This is a genomic window from Haloarcula sp. H-hyl2 (genome assembly GCF_056934385.1).
Map to the genome: position 1 here is coordinate 1,787,478 of NZ_JBRIIJ010000001.1, position 14,810 is coordinate 1,802,287.

Below are 14,810 nucleotides of genomic sequence, written 5' to 3' on the forward strand. Positions count from 1 at the left end.
AGAGACGCTGCCTCCGACCGTATCATCCTAGCAGCTGTAGCCCTACCGGGCCGGGAAGGTCCCCGACGTGCAGGTACTCCGCTGCCGCCTGTCCCGGTCCGAGCCGAGAGTAACACTCACCGCTCTCCGGTATTCTCGAAGAACTCCGAATCCGCCGACACCGCTCCGATCTCGTCGCTCTCTTCGCGCAGTTGCAGGAACGCGTCGGTCGCCACGCCGATGCTGAACACCAGGACGACCGCACCCACGACCACCCCGACTACTGCGCCGGCCAGGGGACTGACGACACCGAGGATCGCCGACGGGACCGAGGCCAGCAGCGACAGCAGCCAGACCACGACCAGCAACAGGAACAGTTCGATCCGCTCCCCGCTGGCGACCTCCCACGCCCGCGAGAGTGCCTCGACGGCGTTGACGTCCTCCAGCGCGATGGCCGGCCGGACGAAGTAAAACGACACCGCCAGGAAGAGCCCCGGGACGAGTAGGAAGACGGACCCGATCCCGACGAGAACGCCGACGATGATACTCGCGACGAACGCGTTCAGCGTCGCCAGCCCGAGCCCGTCGGTCGCCGCGTCCGGGAACGAATCCCGCTCGTCGCTGGCGACGACCCGGATCGCGACGACCCGGAGCCCCTCGACGACGACCGCGAGCGCCAGCATCAACAGTGCCGCGACGGGAAGCGGAATCGGGAGCGAGAGGGGCATCTCCGCTGCGCCCACTGGCCCGAACGGAAACACGCCACTGTCCATCCCTGGACTCATCCCGGGGCCGCCACCGGGCATCGACTCGAACCGCCCCTGGAGAAACTGGAAGTACGCAGTGGCGAACGACTGCCCGACGACGGTGTTGACGAGCTGGAAGAGCGCGAACACGCCGACCAGCACGAGGCCGTTTCGCTCCGTCGTCCGTTCGAGCGCATTCGAGATCGCGTCGCCGATATCGAGGCTCATCGAGGCCACCCCCCGGCGGCCGCGACAACTGTCTCGGCGACCCGTACAGGCGATACCGTCCGCAAAGCGCCGCTCGTGGGGACCATACGCCTGGACTGTCGCCCCACCCGAACATAAATCACCAGCCATCGACTCGCCCGGTGAACGGTCTCACAGCCGGTCCAGGGTGAAGCGATCGAACCGCCGAACCGCGTGGACGTAGCCGCCGAGTCCGATGCCGCCAACGACGAGGAGATAGACCACCCAGAGTCCTGCCACGAGGGCCGAGAGGCCGCCCTGGACCGTCCAGGCGAGGAGTGCGAACCCGACGACAGTGACGACGACAGCGCCTGCGAGGTAGCCAAAGAGGACGAGCATCGAGGGATGGGCTCGCTCGACGTTCATGTACTCGCGACGCTCGAACGTCGGGACGACAGCGCCGAATCCCAGAGCGGTCCCGGCGGCACACAGGCACAGCACCAGCGTGAACCCGGCCCGCAGGAGTGCCCGCTGTGGCTCGCCGACGTAGCTGTCCAGCGGGACGCCGACGGCCACCACGAGCGCCGTGGCGACGGTCATCCCCGCGACGATCCGGCCACGGAGGAGCACCGCCGTCGACGGTGCACTCGACAGCAACAGCGGTAGCTGGTCACGCTCGTCGCCCAGCGGGTTCAGCCCGAACGTGGCCCCGGTGAGCACGACCGCGACGACGTAGACAGTCCCGGCCCCAAGTGATTCGAGCAGGCTCGGATCGGCGACCATGCTGGCCAGAAAGCTGAACACCCCGAGCGCGACCGGAAACAGATGACTCAGCGTGCCGGGGTTCCGACGGGCTCTGAGCAGGTACCGCCAGCCGATGCGTGTCGCCGGATACCACTCGAACGGTGCCGGCACGCGGCCGCTCGTCGACAGCGACCCGTCCCGCTCGTCGTCGGTCACGAGCAGGCGTCGCTCGGCCGTGACCGCGAGTCGGCCCGTGACAGCACCGGTCACCGCGACCGCTGTTGCCACCGCTAGCCCGACGCCGGTGACGGTACCGCCGAACGGAGCGGCGAGCAGTCGACCGTACGCCTGCGCCGGGGCTCCTGGAACCATAGCCCGGGTCAACTGACCCCCGGAACTGTCGGAGACGAAACCGCGTGTGACGACCTGGACGCCGACGAACACCACACCGGCTGCTGCCAGCCCGAGCACGACCCGCGTCCACCCACCGATGCCGAGCCGGCGGGCGAGGAGTCGCCCAGTCGACCCGACAGCACGCCCGACGAGCACCGACGCGAGGAGCACTGGGACGAGCCCGACGAACACGACTACCGGGACGACGGGCCCACCGGCACCGTACAGCAACGCCAGCAGGACGACCGTGCTGAACGGGACCACGAAGAGACTCCCCACGAGCACGTCACTACCCGCTCGCCCGAGCACGACGGCTCGTGGAGTCGTCGCCGTCCGGACCAGTGGCGCGACCCGCCCGAGACCACCGCGGTCGACCACCGACGCAACACCGAGATACGTTCCTCCACCTACCAGCGTGGTGACGACGACACCCAGTCGGCCGATCGGCGGCGCCCGTGCCGCCAGTGCCCGACCGAGGCTGCTCACCTGCCCGAACCCCAGTAGCGGGAGCACCACGCCCACCAGGAGGAGCAGGATCGCCGTCGCGACGAGCTTCCGGGGGTCGTTCCGCAGGGCCCGCAGCCGACACCGGAACTCCGTCTCGGCGATGGCCCGCGCCGCGTGTCGCTCTCGCTCGGTCATCGGTCGGCCGTCGGCTGTTCGCTGGTCAGCTCCAGGAAGACGTCCTCGAGCGCGTCACCGTCGTTCTCGTCAGCCCCAACCGGCACCGACCCACCCAGTTCCGCCGGCGGACCTTCGGCGACGAGTCGTCCCTCGTGGAGCACGCCGACGATATCGGCGACCGCCTCGACGACCGGGAGGATATGCGTCGAGAGGAACACCGTCGTCCCGTCGTCGGCCAGTTCCTCGACGAGTTCGCGCAGCGCCTTGGCCGCCCGTGGGTCCAGCCCACTCGTCGGCTCGTCGAGGAAGACCACCGACGGCCCGTGCTGGACCGCCTGGACGAACGCGAGCTTCTGGCGCATCCCCTTCGAGTAGCCGTCGACACGCTGATCGAGGTCGGCTTCGAGCCCGAGCCGATCGGCCAGCGACAGCGCGTGGTCGTCGATGTCGTCCCACGCCACCGACCTGACGTCGGCAGCGAACTGCAACTGCTCACGGCCCGAGAGATCGTCGTACAGCGGCGGCTGCTCGGGCAGCAGGCCGATCTGTTCGACCAGTTCCGGGCGGTTCCCACAGTCGACACCGCCGACTGCCGCCTGCCCGCCCGTCGGCTCGACGAGTCCGGTGAGAATCTCCATCGTGGTCGTCTTGCCGGCACCGTTCGGCCCGAGAAAGCCGTAGACCGTCCCGGGTTCGACCGCGAGATCCAGTTCGTCGACGGCTACTGTCGACCCGTACGCTTTGTGGAGGGCGTCCGTCTCGATCGCGAGGGACTGATTCATCGGCCGAGCCTTCGATTCACGGCCTGGAATGGGTATCGATCGACGAGCCTGCGACTCACCGGCAGGCGACAGCGAGAAGGGAGAGTGATCGCAGTGCCGTTCAGCCGAACATCTGGCGCATCATCGGGTGCATCTCCATGAGCTGCTCCTCTGCGATCTCCTCGTACAGCTTGTACGTGATCGAGACCGTCAGCAGCAGCCCGGTACCGGAGACACCACCGATGGTGCCCATCATGTTGGCCAGGACGGCCAGCAGCCCGACCAGGGCACCGCCGATGATGGTGACCTGCGGGATGTAGCGTTCCAGCACCTTCTCGATGACACCGACGTTCTGTCGGAACCCGGGGATCTGCATCCCGGAGTTGTGGATCTGCTTGGCGGTCGCCTCCGGACCCATGTCGGTGGTCTCCACCCAGAAGATGGCGAAGATCGCACCGCCGATCAGCATGAACGTCAGGTCGATCCCGACGCGGATGAGGATCTGCCAGATCGGCTGGGTCGCGGCTTCGAGCCACCACATCCAGTCGGAGGGCGCCTGGATCGGGGCCATGTAGTAGAACAGGCCACCAGTCGGCGCCCCGCAGTTGTTACTGTAGGTCCCCACGAAGGCGGGCAGGCCCCCCTGTCCGAGCTGCGAACAGAGGATCCGCCCGAGGAACTGGATGTTAGCCTGCAGCGCCCGGACGAGGATCATCGGCAGGACGCTGGCGTAGATGAGCTTCACGGGGAAGCGACCACGCGCGCCCTTCACGCGGGCGTTCGAGAGCGGAATCTCGACGCGCACCGACTCGGCGTAGACGACCACCGCGAAGATCAGGACGGTCGTGACCAGGGCCAGGATCTGTCCCTGGCCGGTCAGGAGCGTCTGAATCCCGCTCGGTGCCAGTACTGGCCCGATCGCGAGTTCGCCGGTCGCAAACAGGTACCAGGTGTGGATGATACCGCTCTGGTTGCCGATGAACGGCGTCGAGAGCAGTCCACCGAGCAGTCGCTGGCTCACACCAGCGACGATGAACAGCCCGATACCGGAGCCAACGCCCCACTTGGAGATGACCTCGTCCATGAACAGGATGAGGACACCGCCGACGAAGATCTGGGCGAAGATGAGCCCCTGAACGGCCGTCGTGCCGACGCCGAGCGAACTCGCGACCGCCGTGTCCGGCGGCAGGAAGTTCCCGGCGAAGACCATCGGCAGGCCGGTCAGACAGATCATCACGATCACCAGTAGCTTCTGGAGTCCCTGGTAGAGGATCTGGTCACGCGGGTCCTCCTGGGTGTTCAGCCCCAGTAAGTCGGCACCACCGAGCAACTGCAGGACGATGGACGCCGTGACGATGGGCCCGATACCCAGCTGCATGATGCTCCCCTGCCCGGAGGCAAGGATGGACCCGAAACGACCGAAGATGTTCTGACTGGCGTCGATGTCCAGTCCGAACAGCTTCACGTTCGTCAGGAAGAAGTAGAGGACGAGCACGCCGGCTGTCCACAGCAACTTCCGTTTGAACGGGACGTGCCCCTCCGGCCGGCGGACTGCCGGCATCCGGACGAGCAGTGGTTCGGCGGTATCCTTCCAGGACATATCGAATTACTCCTCGTCGCTCTCTTTATCAGTCTTCTGGGATTGGCGTTCCTGACCGCGCTCGGTCAGTTCGGTCTCGCCGCCGGCGGCTTCGATCTTCTCGCGAGCGCCCTCGGAGAAGTCGTCCGCGACGAGGCTGAGTTCGTTGCGGACCTGGCCGGCACCCAGTACTTTCACGGCGTCGACGTCGTGGCCGTCCTCGACGACCTCGCGGACGTCGATGTGGTAGGTGTCACCGTCCTGTTCGGCGACGCCCTCGGCGGCCAGCAACGGAGCGTCCTCGTCGAGTTCGCGGACGTCGATCGTCTCGACGTCTTCCTGGACCTTCTGGGGCCGCTTGAACCCGCTCTTTCCCAGCGGCGGGTAGTTGTGCATCTCGTGCTTGTCGCGGCCGGCCGCACCGCGGCCACCGCGGTGACCGGCACCGCGGCGGTTCTTGTGCGAGCCGCCACCGTGTGTGCGCGAGCCGCGCTGTCGTCGTTTCTTGCTCGTCATTATCGCATCGCCTCCAGGAGTTCGTCGATCCCCTCGGTGTCGTGTTTCCCGAGTTCACCGCCCTCCTTGACGGGGTGTTTGACGCCGTCGTGGCCGCCACGTGGCGGGTGCAGACGGAGCGTCGGGGAGAGACCCTGCTCCTGCAGCGTCGTCTCCTCGGAGATGAGTGCCCACGCGAGCCCGGCGATGTCGTCGTACTCGGTGTGCTCGGCGACCCACTCGTCGTCGACGTCGGCGTCACCCTCCTCGGGTTCGGCACGCGTCTCCAGGAGCAGTTCGAGTGTCTCCTGGCTGGGCTCGCCGTAGGCGACGAAGTCGTTGACCTTCGTCACCATGCCGTTGTACGTGTCCGTCTCGGGGACGAGCGTACAGTGGTTCACGTGGTGGATGTTCAGCATCTTCAGCGTGTCGTGGACGTCGGTGTGCATGTTGACGTCACCACGGAGCTGGACGAGCGCGTGCATCACTCGATCACCTCTCGCTTCTCGAAGGTACGCTGGGGGACACGGGCTTCGGCCGTGTTCTGCAGCGCGTTGAACGTCGCTTTCGCGAAGTTGACCGTCGTGCGGGTGTTCCCGCTCGAGCGAGTCCAGATGTCCTCGATACCGGCGAGTTCGAGCACCTTGCGGACGGTCTCCCCGCCCGCCAGGCCCAGCCCGCGCGGGGCTGGCTGGAGCTCGACCTCGACGCTGCCGGCCTTGCCCTTGGTGCGCAGCGCGACCGTGTGCGGACGGCCACAGCCACACTCCCAGGACCCACAGGACCGGGAGACGTCGATGAGGTTCAGCTTGCCGATGTCGATCGCCTTCTGGATGGCACCGCCGACCTGATCGTCACGCCCCTCTGCGTAGCCGATCAGGCCGTCGCGGTTGCCGACGGCGACGACACAGCGGAACTTCACACGCCGGCCGGAGTCAGTCATCCGCTGGACCATGTTGATGTCCAGCACCTCGTCTTCCAGATCGGGAACGAGCTGGTCGACGACTTCCGATTCTTTCAGGGGAAGCCCCGAGTTCAGCGCCTCCTGCATGGAGTCGATCTCGCCCTCGGCAACCTTCTTGCCCAGGCGTGTCCGGGGTTCCCAGCCGTTGTCAGCACTCATAGTTCGATGTCACCTTCCAGTAGTGTCTCCCGAACTTCGTCGAAGTGTTCCGGGAGGTCTGCCGCGTCGAAGTCGCCACTGTACAGCGGGTCGTCCAGCTGCTCGGCGTACTCGGCGATGTGGGCACCGCGCGTGCGCTGCCAGTCGGCGAGGACGTCGTCGTTGTGCGGGACTTCGAGGCCGGCGTCGATTGCGCCTTCCTGTATTGCGAAAACTTTGCTTCCGGGGGTCGGGGTGTTGAGGCCGATGTCGAGCACCGCTTCCTCGACGTCCGCTTCCAGCGCGCGCAGCCCGGCGAGCAGACCGGTGAGGTACGCCGAGGGCATGTTGCCCGTCGGGGCCTCCCAGCCGTACTCTTCGAGGTCGCTGGAGTGTGCGGACGCGAGCGTGCGGTCACCGTCTGGGCCGACCGTCACCAGCTGCGCCCTGACGTGCTTGTTGCTCTTTCGAGCAACGAGGCGGGGCTTGCCGGATTTCAGCAGGCGCAACCGCTGATGGTAATCGGTACGGGCCTCGCGGCGTCGCCGCATCGGCACCTTGTATCGTGGTCCTGTCGCCATTATGCGTCACCGTGGTTTGCGTCGATGTATCGTTCGAGGTCGGCAACGCTGTCGAACTCGCCACCGCCGGCCTTGTCGTACAGGTCGCGGTACTGCGAGCTCGAGAGCGTACCGTCGTCGCGGAGTTCGCGCAGCTTCTCGCGCTGTGCGCGGATGCGCGACTCCCATGCGTCCTTCTCGTTCTGCCGTGCGCCGGCCTTCCCCTTCCGGGAACCGGCTCCCTTCTGGTGGCCGTAGGCGCGTTTCTCCTGGCGCTCCCGGGCGCGGCCACGGGAGTTGCCCTTCGCGTCCTTCGCCTGGATGGCGCCTTCGTCGACCAGTTCGCGAACGTCCTCGCGAGTGATCGCGTCGGCGATGTCGCCCTGTCGCTCGGGGTTGAACCAGACGCGGTTCTTCCCGACGTCGAGGACGTCTGCTGCCAGTCGCTTCTGTGCGGAGAGGTCAGTCATTCTGATACCTCCACTTCGACGTAGGTGGGGTTGAGCACGCGGATGCCCGCGTCCTCGGCTGCTTCTTCGATGCGCTCGCGCTTGCGGGCGCCGACCTTCGAGGCGATCCGGACCGCCTCGACGTCACCGTCGACACCGTCGAGGTCGTCGACGTTGTGGACGCGCACTTCCTCGAAGCCCGAGGGGTGCTTACCACGAACCGCGGTCGGGGACCGGAAGCCGGCCTCGACCGTGTCGCCCTTGCCCTTGATCCCACGGCGCTGCTTCGAGAGCTGGCCACGGGGGCGGCGCCACGAGGTCGGGACGCGGTTCTTCTTGTGGTGGTCCTGTCGGTTGAACTTCGGCTTGCCGACCCGACGGCGCTGGGTCAGCAGGCGTGCCGCCTCGTCGTCGAGCTCCGGCGTCTTGTCTGCGAGTCCACGGGGCTGGAGTTCCGTCTCCACGTCCTCGTCGACCGCTTCCTCGTCGCCTTCCTCCTCGACTTCGGCCTCGGTCTCGTCCTCGACTTCCAGGCCACCGACGTCGGCTTTGATCCGCGCAGCGAGCGCGTTCCCGATGCCGTTGACCTCTGCGAGTGCCGACTGGTCGGCACCGCGGACGTCGTCGACCGTCTCGAAGCCGGCCTCACGGAGCGATTCGGCCTTGGCCTCGCCGACACCACTGATGTCCGTGAGCTCGGTGAGTTCGTCGTCTGCCATCAGGCGTCACCTCGGTTCGGTTTCTGGGTGATGTACACCCCGTCCTGGAACACCCGGACGTCCTTGTCGTTGACGCGGGTGAGCTGTTCGATGTCCGCGGCGGTCTGGCCGACGGCCTCGATGTCGGGGCCGGAGAGGGTGAGTTCCTCGCCGTCGATCTGGACCTCGGTGTCGCCGTGGACCGTCGTGCGACGGGCGGCCTTCTCGCCGAGGAAGTTCTCGATGACGACCTCGTCACCCTCGACGTCGACCTGCATCGGGAAGTGGGAGTAGAAGACCTCCATCTCGTACTCCCAGCCCTCGGTCACGCCGTGGAACATGTTCTCGATGTGGCTCTCGAAGGTCCCGACCGTCGAGTTGGTCTTTGCGTCTTCTTCCTCGGACGTGATGACGACCTCGTCATCGTCGACCGAGACGTCGATGTCGGGATACCAGAGCCGTCGCGTGACGCTGCCGTTCGGACCCTCGACGGTGAGGTCGAGATGGTCCATCTCGGCGGTCACGTCTGCCGGAATCTCCAGTGCTACTCGTGTCATTGTTAGTAGACGTACGCGATTACTTGGCCACCGACGCCCGCTTCGCGGGCCTCGTAGTGGCTCATGACGCCGTGGCTGGTCGTGACGACGAGTGTCCCGTAGTCACGGGCGGGGAGGAACCGCTTCTCCCACTTCTCGAACTCGTCGGCCCCAGCGGAGTAGCGGGGCTTGACCGGGCCACATTCGTTGATGGCGCCTTTCAGTTCGACCTCGAACTTGCCTGCTTTGCCGTCGTCGACGAAGCTGAACCCGTCGATGTACCCGCGGTCGTAGAAGACCTCGAGGACGGAGCCGATCTCGTTCGAGGCGGGTGATACTGTCTGCTCCAGATGCCCGACGCTCTCGGCGTTATCGATAGCCGACAGCGCACTGGCGAATGGGTCGTTACCTGTCATCGTTAGTTGTACTTCTTGAAGCCCATTCCCCGCGAGATCTCGCGGAAGCACTGGCGGCACAGCCAGATGTCGTACTTGCCGACGAGTCCCTGTTCGCGCCCGCAGCGCTGGCAGGACTCGAGCTGGCCAGTTCGCTCTGTCTCGGGCTCGTCCTGTGTTTCACTTTCGCTCATTCGCTCACCTCCACGTCAAAGGTCGACTCGACGAACGCCGTCGCGTCCTCGGGGTTGAGTCGATGGTTCGACGGGATCGAGCGCGACGCCTTGTCGCGCTTGGCGACGCGGTAGCCGGGGCGGACGAGGTTGACCGTCACGTCCAGCCCGTAGATCCCGATGCTCGGGTCGTACTCCTGGCTCGGGAACTCCGTGTGTTCCTCGACGCCGAAGCTGAAGTTGCCGGTGTCGTCGAACTGCGCCGACGCGAGGTCCGCGAGCGGCAGTGCCGTCGCGAGGAACTCGTGGGCGTCGTCGTCGCGAAGGGTGACCTTCGCGCCGATGGGGTCGCCCTCACGGATGTCGAACTCGCCGACGGTCCGCTTTGCCTTCGTCCGAACGGGCGTCTGGCCGGTGATCTCCGTGATGATGTCCTCGGCGTTTGCGAGGTCACGGCCACCGTGACCGATACCCATGTGGACGACAACCTTCTCGACACGCGGTTCGCGCATCTCGTGGAAGTCGGCCGACTCGCTCTCGGAGCTCATTCGTCGTCACCTCCGTCGTCATCGTCGCCTGTGAAGTTCTCGTCGATGACGACGACGTACTCTTCGACCGTCTCGAAGCCACCGTCATCCTGATCGACGAGCACGTTGTTCTGCGAGGAGCCGGGCGTGACCTGGATCTCCTCGACCGTGCCGATCTCGCCCGCGTGACCGCCGTCGACGGCGGTCACGAGTGCGCCCTCCTCGTACTCGAAGTGGGCGACGACCTCGCCGGATTCGTTGTCGACGACGATGGAGTCGCCGCCGCTGTATTCGTCGCCGTCCTCGACGACGAGCGTCTGCCCGTCGTGGAGCCCGAGCTGGACGTCGCCACCGGAGACGTGGGTCTTGGTGACGATCTTGCCGAGCTTCGAGTCGGCGGCGTCCCCGTCGATGGCAGTCAGCGCGAGGCGACCGCCCTCGCCGGGGAACACGCGGTAGTACTCATCTCGTTCGGTGAAGGCCAGGATGTCGAACATCCCGACGGGGCGCTCCTCGTCGGAGACGGGCGTGCCGTTGATGAGGACGTTGTCCTCGTTGAGCGCGTAGCGCGCTTCCTTGCGGTTGTCGGCGTAGCCCAGCACGTCCCGCAGGACGATGAGCAGGGGGACCCCCGACTCACCGTGCGGGCCGGCACCGGCCTTGACCGTGAACGTCGCTGTCTTGCGCTCTACGGGCCAGCTGTTTGGCACCGAGAGGCGCTTCTGGTGGTTACTCATGCTGTGTCGTCCTCCGATTCGAGACGCGACTGCCGCCTGTCGTCCTCGAGGTCCAGGTCCGTGACCCGAACGTTCGAGGTGTCGAGCGGACGGGGAACCTCCTCGCCGTCGACCTTCTCGAGGGTGACGTCCTCGACGTGGATCGTGGCGTCGGCCAGGTCCACGTTGAGCACTTCGCCCTCTTCGCCGGCGTCGTCGCCGCGAAGCACTTCCACCGTGTCACCGGCGTTGACGCGGACGTTGCGCTGGTCGTACTCCTCGCGGAGGTCGTCCGAGAGCGTGGCCCGCACCTGCTTGTGCTTCTCGTGCAGCGGCGCGCGTCGTTGACTCGTTCGCTGTTTGTCTGGTTTCTCGCTCATGGTTCTATACGATCATCGTCGCCGCCGAGGCGACACTACCGAATCGTTCTGCGACCTCACGCGCGATCGGGCCCTTGAGCTCGGTCCCGCGGGGGTCCTCGTTCTCGTCGACGATGACAGCCGCGTTGTCCTGGAACTTCACGCGCGTACCGTCCGGTCGACGGATGGGTTTGCGCTGGCGGATGACCACGGCTTCGAGCACCTGGCGACGCATCTCCGGCGTCCCCTTGGTGACCGAGACCGTGATCTTGTCGCCCAGGCCCGCCTTCGGGTGGCGGTTCTTGGTCCCGGAGTACCCGTGGACCGAGATCACCTTGAGCTGTCGTGCGCCGGTGTTGTCGGCACACGTGATCAGTGACCCCTTCTCGAGGCCCTGCGTGACGTCAGCGTTCAGTGCTTCCATCAGTTGTCACCGTCCTGTTCGTCCTCGACCACGCCAACGACGACGTGGCTCTTTGTCTTCGAGAGTGGTCGACACTCTGCGATCGTGACCGTCTCGCCCTCCGCGAGGTCGAGACACTCGGGTGCGTGTGCCGGGATCCGGCTACGCCGCTTCATGAAGCGGTCGTACTTGGGCACCTTCACGTCGTACTCGCGCTCGACGACGACGGTCTTCTCCATGTCAGTGGAGGCTACTGTACCGTTCAGCGTCTGCCCTCGCACGGAGAGTTCCCCGTGGAACGGACAGTTCTGGTCGGTACAGGTCTCCTCCGGTTCCTGTACGTTCAGTCCTAGCGCCATTGTGAATCACCTGAAGTTTCTGTGCGTCGAGCGGGACGGGCGACGAGTCGGTCGCCCTCGACACGGACGGTCTGTCCGTCGATGTCGAACGCGAACGTCGCCGCGTCCTTCGGCACGTGCCACACCCGGTCGACTCCCTCGATGGTCAGCAGCTGTGTCGTCTCCATGACGACGCTGCCGCTGATACCAATGACGTCCGGGTTGGACGCCGCGACGACCTCGACGTCGAGGCCGACAAGTTCGTGTCGTGGGAGCGTCTCGGGTGTCAGTGGCATTATTCGCTCTCCTGAAGGTCGCCTTCTTCGCGCTGCACCGTCTTGATGCGCGCGATGGCCTTCTTCAGTTCCTTGATGCGCCCCGGATTCTCCGGCGCGCCACCCGCTGCCTTCACGGCACGGGCGTTCAGCAGTTCCGTCTGGAGGTCATCGAGTTCTGCCTCCCGCTCTGCGGGAGTCATGTCGCGGATCTCGGTGACGTGCAGGACGGTCATTCGTCGTCAGCCTCCTCGTCGCTCGAATCGTCGGCTTCCTCGTCCATCTCGTCCATCAGCTCTTCCGCTTCGGCTTCGGTCTCCTCGTCGAGTTCCTCGTCGACGGCCGCCTCGATGTCGTCGACGTCGATGTCCTCGACGTCGTCGTCAGTGGGCACGTCGACCGCTTCCTCGACGACCTCCTCGTCGACGGCCGCGTCGGCGGCCTCGGAGTCGGTGTCGTCGTCAGCGTCGGCCTCGGCGGCGGGTGCCGCGTCGGCGTCGTCGGGCTCGCCTTCGAGGAGTTCCTCGACGGAGTCGCCCTCGGTCTCGACGACGTAGTCCTCGACCTCGACGTCCTCGTAGATCTCGAAGTCGTCGGGGAGCTGGGCGTTCGGCGGGATGATCTTGACCCGGACACCGATGGTGCCCAGCTTCATCACCGCGACGCCGACACCGGAGTCGACGATCTCCTCTGCGGGTTCACCGTTGTGCTTGACGTAGCCACGGTTGAACTTCTCCACGCGCGAGCGGGCGCCCGTGACCTTCCCGGAGAGGACGATCTCGGCGCCGAGTGCGCCGGCCTCCATGATGCGGTCGATGGTCGTGTGGCCCGCCTTGCGGAAGTACCAACCACGCTCGAGTGCGTTGGCCAGACGGTCCGCGACGATGCGGGCGTTCAGGTCCGGCTCCTCGACCTCCTGAACGTCGATCTGCGGGTCGTCCAGGTTGAACCGGTCTTCCAGTTCGGTCGTGATCTTCCGGATGTTCTTCCCGCCCTTGCCGATGACCATCCCTGGCTTCTCGGCCTTGAGGACGATCTGGGTCCCCATCGGCGTCTTGGCGACGTCCATGCCGCCGTAGCCGGCACGGCCCAGTTCTTCGGCGAAGAACTCGTCGATCTGGGTCCGCTGGAGGCCGTCGTCGATGAACTGCTGTTCGTCCGCCATTATTCCTCGACCTCCTCGAGGATGAGTTCGACGTCGACCTGCGGCGTGTTCCAGGCGCTCGCACGCCCCATCGCGCGGGGCTTGCGACCCTGCTGTTCACCGACCTTGTGGGCGGCGACGTGCATGATCTGCATCGACTCGCCATCGAAGCCCTGGTGGTCGGCGTTGCCGACGGCGTTCTCGAGCAGATCGAGGAACGCCTTACTGGCCTTCTCCGGGTAGCGCCCGGCGTCCCAGCCGTCGACCTTTCGCTTGTGGCCGACGCCCGAGTTGTGCTGTTTGAACGGGACGGGCTGGTCGCCCTCGATAACCGCTTCGAGGTACTCGACAGCCTCGCCGGCCGTCTTGCCCTTGATCTCTCGGGCGATGGCCTTGCTGTGCTTGTGGCTCATCTGCCGCTCCCGGAGCATGGCTTTCGCGGTGGTGTCCGGGTCGGCGTCGACTGAGTAGCTGATTCCCATGATTACTTGAGCGGTACGAACTTCGAGGAGCGTGTCGCGCCGATACCGGCCTGCCCGTGTTCGACGTCGGTGCGGGTGAGCTGGAACTCACCGAGGTAGTGGCCGAGCATCTCCGGCTCGACGGTCACTCGCTCGAAGCTCTGGCCGTTGTGGACGGCGAAGGTCAGCCCGACCATCGCGGGGACGATCGGCATGTCCCGCAGGTGCGTACGGATCGGGTTGTTCGCCGTTTCCTCCTCGTCGGCCTCGCGCGCCTTCTCGAGGAGCTTCTGCTTTTCCTCGGTCAGACCGCGTTCGATAGTTCGCCGCTGGCGTGCGGGAAGCAGTTCCGCGACTTCGTCGAGCTCCATCTCCTGCAGCTCGTCGAGCGTGTGGCCGCGGAAGGTGAACTCACCTTCGTGGCCGATTTGATACTCTGAACTCATTCGTTGCCACCTCGACCTGTGCGTTTCGAGGCGATATCCCCGACCTTCCGGCCCGGCGGGGCGTTACGCGAGATCGACTTGGGCTTGCCGGGGTGCTGGCGGCCACCGCCACCGAAGGGGTGGTCGACGGCGTTCATCGCCACACCGCGGACGTTGGGCCACTTGGTCCCGCGTGCTTTCATCTTGTGGTACTTGTTCCCGGCCTTGACCATCGGCTTGTCAGTCCGACCGCCACCGGCGACGACGCCGACGGTGGCACGGCACTGCGGGTCCAGGCGCTTCATCTCCCCGGAGGGGAGCTTGACGACCGCGACGTTGCGGTCGTGAGTCAGCAGCGTGGCGTTGACTCCGGACGCGCGGGCGAAGCGCCCACCGTCGCCGGGGCTGGACTCGACGTTACAGACCGGAACACCCTCGGGGATCTCCGCGAGCGGGAGCGTGTTCCCGGGGGCGATCTCGGCGCTGACGCCGACCTGCAGTTCGTCGCCCACGCCGACGCCTTCCGGCGCCAGCACGAGCCGGCGGTCGCCGTCCTCGAACTCGACGGCCGCGACGGGCGCCGAGCGGGCGGGGTCGTGTTCGATGTCCACGACCGTTCCGGCGACGACGTCGCCGTCTTCGACCTTGCGGTGCTGGAGGTCAGCCTTGTAGCGGTGCGAGGGCGCCCGGAACGTGGACGACCCGCGACCGCGTCGTTGTCCCTGAATTCGTCGTCCCATCG

The 14,810-nt window shown here is 66.1% G+C and carries 24 protein-coding genes; all 24 read right to left on the reverse strand.

Annotated features, from left to right (window positions below; translation table 11 throughout):
- Window positions 1-116: 116 nt before the first annotated feature.
- Complete coding sequence (locus Hhyl2_RS09295; protein ID WP_483550460.1) at window positions 117-953, reverse strand: DUF7847 domain-containing protein; 837 nt, start codon at window positions 951-953, stop codon at window positions 117-119.
- Window positions 954-1,103: 150 nt separating this feature from the next.
- Window positions 1,104-2,690, reverse strand: coding sequence for a hypothetical protein (locus Hhyl2_RS09300; RefSeq protein WP_483550461.1), 1,587 nt, complete (start codon window positions 2,688-2,690; stop codon window positions 1,104-1,106).
- Window positions 2,687-3,454 (reverse strand): ABC transporter ATP-binding protein, encoded by a 768-nt coding sequence (locus tag Hhyl2_RS09305; RefSeq protein ID WP_483550462.1) that lies wholly within the window; start codon window positions 3,452-3,454, stop codon window positions 2,687-2,689. The genes Hhyl2_RS09300 and Hhyl2_RS09305 overlap by 4 nt, the downstream gene beginning before the upstream one ends.
- A gap of 100 nt (window positions 3,455-3,554) precedes the next feature.
- Entirely contained in the window at window positions 3,555-5,033 is a 1,479-nt protein-coding gene (gene secY / locus Hhyl2_RS09310) for a preprotein translocase subunit SecY (RefSeq protein WP_483550463.1), read from the reverse strand.
- A 6-nt stretch (window positions 5,034-5,039) separates the two neighbouring features.
- Entirely contained in the window at window positions 5,040-5,528 is a 489-nt protein-coding gene (locus tag Hhyl2_RS09315; protein WP_483550464.1) for an uL15m family ribosomal protein, read from the reverse strand.
- Window positions 5,528-5,992 (reverse strand): 50S ribosomal protein L30, encoded by a 465-nt coding sequence (gene rpmD, locus Hhyl2_RS09320; RefSeq protein WP_483550465.1) that lies wholly within the window; start codon window positions 5,990-5,992, stop codon window positions 5,528-5,530. The genes Hhyl2_RS09315 and rpmD overlap by 1 nt, the downstream gene beginning before the upstream one ends.
- Window positions 5,992-6,630: a 30S ribosomal protein S5 gene (locus Hhyl2_RS09325; protein WP_284008029.1), complete on the reverse strand. Its 639-nt coding sequence runs from the start codon at window positions 6,628-6,630 to the stop codon at window positions 5,992-5,994. Before Hhyl2_RS09325 ends, rpmD begins: the two co-directional genes overlap by 1 nt.
- Complete coding sequence (locus Hhyl2_RS09330) at window positions 6,627-7,190, reverse strand: 50S ribosomal protein L18 (RefSeq protein WP_483550466.1); 564 nt, start codon at window positions 7,188-7,190, stop codon at window positions 6,627-6,629. The genes Hhyl2_RS09325 and Hhyl2_RS09330 overlap by 4 nt, the downstream gene beginning before the upstream one ends.
- Entirely contained in the window at window positions 7,190-7,639 is a 450-nt protein-coding gene (locus Hhyl2_RS09335; RefSeq protein WP_483550467.1) for a 50S ribosomal protein L19e, read from the reverse strand. Before Hhyl2_RS09335 ends, Hhyl2_RS09330 begins: the two co-directional genes overlap by 1 nt.
- Window positions 7,636-8,337, reverse strand: coding sequence for a 50S ribosomal protein L32e (locus Hhyl2_RS09340; RefSeq protein ID WP_483550468.1), 702 nt, complete (start codon window positions 8,335-8,337; stop codon window positions 7,636-7,638). Before Hhyl2_RS09340 ends, Hhyl2_RS09335 begins: the two co-directional genes overlap by 4 nt.
- Window positions 8,337-8,873, reverse strand: coding sequence for a 50S ribosomal protein L6 (locus Hhyl2_RS09345; RefSeq protein ID WP_483550469.1), 537 nt, complete (start codon window positions 8,871-8,873; stop codon window positions 8,337-8,339). Before Hhyl2_RS09345 ends, Hhyl2_RS09340 begins: the two co-directional genes overlap by 1 nt.
- Before the next feature lie 2 nt (window positions 8,874-8,875).
- Window positions 8,876-9,268: a 30S ribosomal protein S8 gene (locus tag Hhyl2_RS09350; protein ID WP_483550470.1), complete on the reverse strand. Its 393-nt coding sequence runs from the start codon at window positions 9,266-9,268 to the stop codon at window positions 8,876-8,878.
- 2 nt (window positions 9,269-9,270) lie between these two features.
- On the reverse strand, window positions 9,271-9,441 hold the full coding sequence (locus Hhyl2_RS09355; RefSeq protein WP_483550471.1) for a 30S ribosomal protein S14: 171 nt from the start codon (window positions 9,439-9,441) through the stop codon (window positions 9,271-9,273).
- A complete protein-coding gene (locus Hhyl2_RS09360) occupies window positions 9,438-9,968 on the reverse strand; it encodes a 50S ribosomal protein L5 (RefSeq protein ID WP_483550472.1) in 531 nt (176 codons plus the stop codon). Before Hhyl2_RS09360 ends, Hhyl2_RS09355 begins: the two co-directional genes overlap by 4 nt.
- Window positions 9,965-10,684, reverse strand: coding sequence for a 30S ribosomal protein S4e (locus tag Hhyl2_RS09365; protein ID WP_483550473.1), 720 nt, complete (start codon window positions 10,682-10,684; stop codon window positions 9,965-9,967). Before Hhyl2_RS09365 ends, Hhyl2_RS09360 begins: the two co-directional genes overlap by 4 nt.
- Window positions 10,681-11,043 (reverse strand): 50S ribosomal protein L24, encoded by a 363-nt coding sequence (gene rplX, locus Hhyl2_RS09370; RefSeq protein ID WP_483550474.1) that lies wholly within the window; start codon window positions 11,041-11,043, stop codon window positions 10,681-10,683. Before rplX ends, Hhyl2_RS09365 begins: the two co-directional genes overlap by 4 nt.
- Window positions 11,044-11,047: 4 nt before the next feature.
- Window positions 11,048-11,446 carry a 50S ribosomal protein L14 gene (locus Hhyl2_RS09375; RefSeq protein ID WP_483550475.1) on the reverse strand — a complete coding sequence of 133 codons (399 nt, stop codon included), beginning with the start codon at window positions 11,444-11,446 and terminating at the stop codon, window positions 11,048-11,050.
- Window positions 11,446-11,784 carry a 30S ribosomal protein S17 gene (locus Hhyl2_RS09380; RefSeq protein WP_483550476.1) on the reverse strand — a complete coding sequence of 113 codons (339 nt, stop codon included), beginning with the start codon at window positions 11,782-11,784 and terminating at the stop codon, window positions 11,446-11,448. The genes Hhyl2_RS09375 and Hhyl2_RS09380 overlap by 1 nt, the downstream gene beginning before the upstream one ends.
- Window positions 11,775-12,059, reverse strand: a complete 285-nt coding sequence (locus tag Hhyl2_RS09385) for a ribonuclease P protein component 1 (RefSeq protein ID WP_483550477.1) — start codon at window positions 12,057-12,059, stop codon at window positions 11,775-11,777. Before Hhyl2_RS09385 ends, Hhyl2_RS09380 begins: the two co-directional genes overlap by 10 nt.
- Complete coding sequence (gene rpmC / locus Hhyl2_RS09390) at window positions 12,059-12,274, reverse strand: 50S ribosomal protein L29 (protein WP_483550478.1); 216 nt, start codon at window positions 12,272-12,274, stop codon at window positions 12,059-12,061. The genes Hhyl2_RS09385 and rpmC overlap by 1 nt, the downstream gene beginning before the upstream one ends.
- Entirely contained in the window at window positions 12,271-13,203 is a 933-nt protein-coding gene (locus Hhyl2_RS09395; RefSeq protein ID WP_483550479.1) for a 30S ribosomal protein S3, read from the reverse strand. The genes rpmC and Hhyl2_RS09395 overlap by 4 nt, the downstream gene beginning before the upstream one ends.
- Window positions 13,203-13,664, reverse strand: coding sequence for a 50S ribosomal protein L22 (locus tag Hhyl2_RS09400; protein WP_483550480.1), 462 nt, complete (start codon window positions 13,662-13,664; stop codon window positions 13,203-13,205). Before Hhyl2_RS09400 ends, Hhyl2_RS09395 begins: the two co-directional genes overlap by 1 nt.
- 2 nt (window positions 13,665-13,666) lie before the next feature.
- Window positions 13,667-14,089 carry a 30S ribosomal protein S19 gene (locus tag Hhyl2_RS09405; protein WP_483550481.1) on the reverse strand — a complete coding sequence of 141 codons (423 nt, stop codon included), beginning with the start codon at window positions 14,087-14,089 and terminating at the stop codon, window positions 13,667-13,669.
- A complete protein-coding gene (locus tag Hhyl2_RS09410; protein ID WP_483550482.1) occupies window positions 14,086-14,808 on the reverse strand; it encodes a 50S ribosomal protein L2 in 723 nt (240 codons plus the stop codon). Before Hhyl2_RS09410 ends, Hhyl2_RS09405 begins: the two co-directional genes overlap by 4 nt.
- Window positions 14,809-14,810 lie beyond the last annotated feature (2 nt).

What these genes read in the sequence shown, in the direction of transcription:
- Hhyl2_RS09295 (WP_483550460.1), bottom strand. Translation starts at nt 953, where the DNA reads ATGAGCCTCGATATCGGCGACGCGATCTCGAATGCGCTCGAACGGACG.
- Hhyl2_RS09300 (WP_483550461.1), bottom strand. Translation starts at nt 2,690, where the DNA reads ATGACCGAGCGAGAGCGACACGCGGCGCGGGCCATCGCCGAGACGGAG.
- Hhyl2_RS09305 (WP_483550462.1), bottom strand. Translation starts at nt 3,454, where the DNA reads ATGAATCAGTCCCTCGCGATCGAGACGGACGCCCTCCACAAAGCGTAC.
- secY (WP_483550463.1), bottom strand. Translation starts at nt 5,033, where the DNA reads ATGTCCTGGAAGGATACCGCCGAACCACTGCTCGTCCGGATGCCGGCA.
- Hhyl2_RS09315 (WP_483550464.1), bottom strand. Translation starts at nt 5,528, where the DNA reads ATGACGAGCAAGAAACGACGACAGCGCGGCTCGCGCACACACGGTGGC.
- rpmD (WP_483550465.1), bottom strand. Translation starts at nt 5,992, where the DNA reads ATGCACGCGCTCGTCCAGCTCCGTGGTGACGTCAACATGCACACCGAC.
- Hhyl2_RS09325 (WP_284008029.1), bottom strand. Translation starts at nt 6,630, where the DNA reads ATGAGTGCTGACAACGGCTGGGAACCCCGGACACGCCTGGGCAAGAAG.
- Hhyl2_RS09330 (WP_483550466.1), bottom strand. Translation starts at nt 7,190, where the DNA reads ATGGCGACAGGACCACGATACAAGGTGCCGATGCGGCGACGCCGCGAG.
- Hhyl2_RS09335 (WP_483550467.1), bottom strand. Translation starts at nt 7,639, where the DNA reads ATGACTGACCTCTCCGCACAGAAGCGACTGGCAGCAGACGTCCTCGAC.
- Hhyl2_RS09340 (WP_483550468.1), bottom strand. Translation starts at nt 8,337, where the DNA reads ATGGCAGACGACGAACTCACCGAGCTCACGGACATCAGTGGTGTCGGC.
- Hhyl2_RS09345 (WP_483550469.1), bottom strand. Translation starts at nt 8,873, where the DNA reads ATGACACGAGTAGCACTGGAGATTCCGGCAGACGTGACCGCCGAGATG.
- Hhyl2_RS09350 (WP_483550470.1), bottom strand. Translation starts at nt 9,268, where the DNA reads ATGACAGGTAACGACCCATTCGCCAGTGCGCTGTCGGCTATCGATAAC.
- Hhyl2_RS09355 (WP_483550471.1), bottom strand. Translation starts at nt 9,441, where the DNA reads ATGAGCGAAAGTGAAACACAGGACGAGCCCGAGACAGAGCGAACTGGC.
- Hhyl2_RS09360 (WP_483550472.1), bottom strand. Translation starts at nt 9,968, where the DNA reads ATGAGCTCCGAGAGCGAGTCGGCCGACTTCCACGAGATGCGCGAACCG.
- Hhyl2_RS09365 (WP_483550473.1), bottom strand. Translation starts at nt 10,684, where the DNA reads ATGAGTAACCACCAGAAGCGCCTCTCGGTGCCAAACAGCTGGCCCGTA.
- rplX (WP_483550474.1), bottom strand. Translation starts at nt 11,043, where the DNA reads ATGAGCGAGAAACCAGACAAACAGCGAACGAGTCAACGACGCGCGCCG.
- Hhyl2_RS09375 (WP_483550475.1), bottom strand. Translation starts at nt 11,446, where the DNA reads ATGGAAGCACTGAACGCTGACGTCACGCAGGGCCTCGAGAAGGGGTCA.
- Hhyl2_RS09380 (WP_483550476.1), bottom strand. Translation starts at nt 11,784, where the DNA reads ATGGCGCTAGGACTGAACGTACAGGAACCGGAGGAGACCTGTACCGAC.
- Hhyl2_RS09385 (WP_483550477.1), bottom strand. Translation starts at nt 12,059, where the DNA reads ATGCCACTGACACCCGAGACGCTCCCACGACACGAACTTGTCGGCCTC.
- rpmC (WP_483550478.1), bottom strand. Translation starts at nt 12,274, where the DNA reads ATGACCGTCCTGCACGTCACCGAGATCCGCGACATGACTCCCGCAGAG.
- Hhyl2_RS09395 (WP_483550479.1), bottom strand. Translation starts at nt 13,203, where the DNA reads ATGGCGGACGAACAGCAGTTCATCGACGACGGCCTCCAGCGGACCCAG.
- Hhyl2_RS09400 (WP_483550480.1), bottom strand. Translation starts at nt 13,664, where the DNA reads ATGGGAATCAGCTACTCAGTCGACGCCGACCCGGACACCACCGCGAAA.
- Hhyl2_RS09405 (WP_483550481.1), bottom strand. Translation starts at nt 14,089, where the DNA reads ATGAGTTCAGAGTATCAAATCGGCCACGAAGGTGAGTTCACCTTCCGC.
- Hhyl2_RS09410 (WP_483550482.1), bottom strand. Translation starts at nt 14,808, where the DNA reads ATGGGACGACGAATTCAGGGACAACGACGCGGTCGCGGGTCGTCCACG.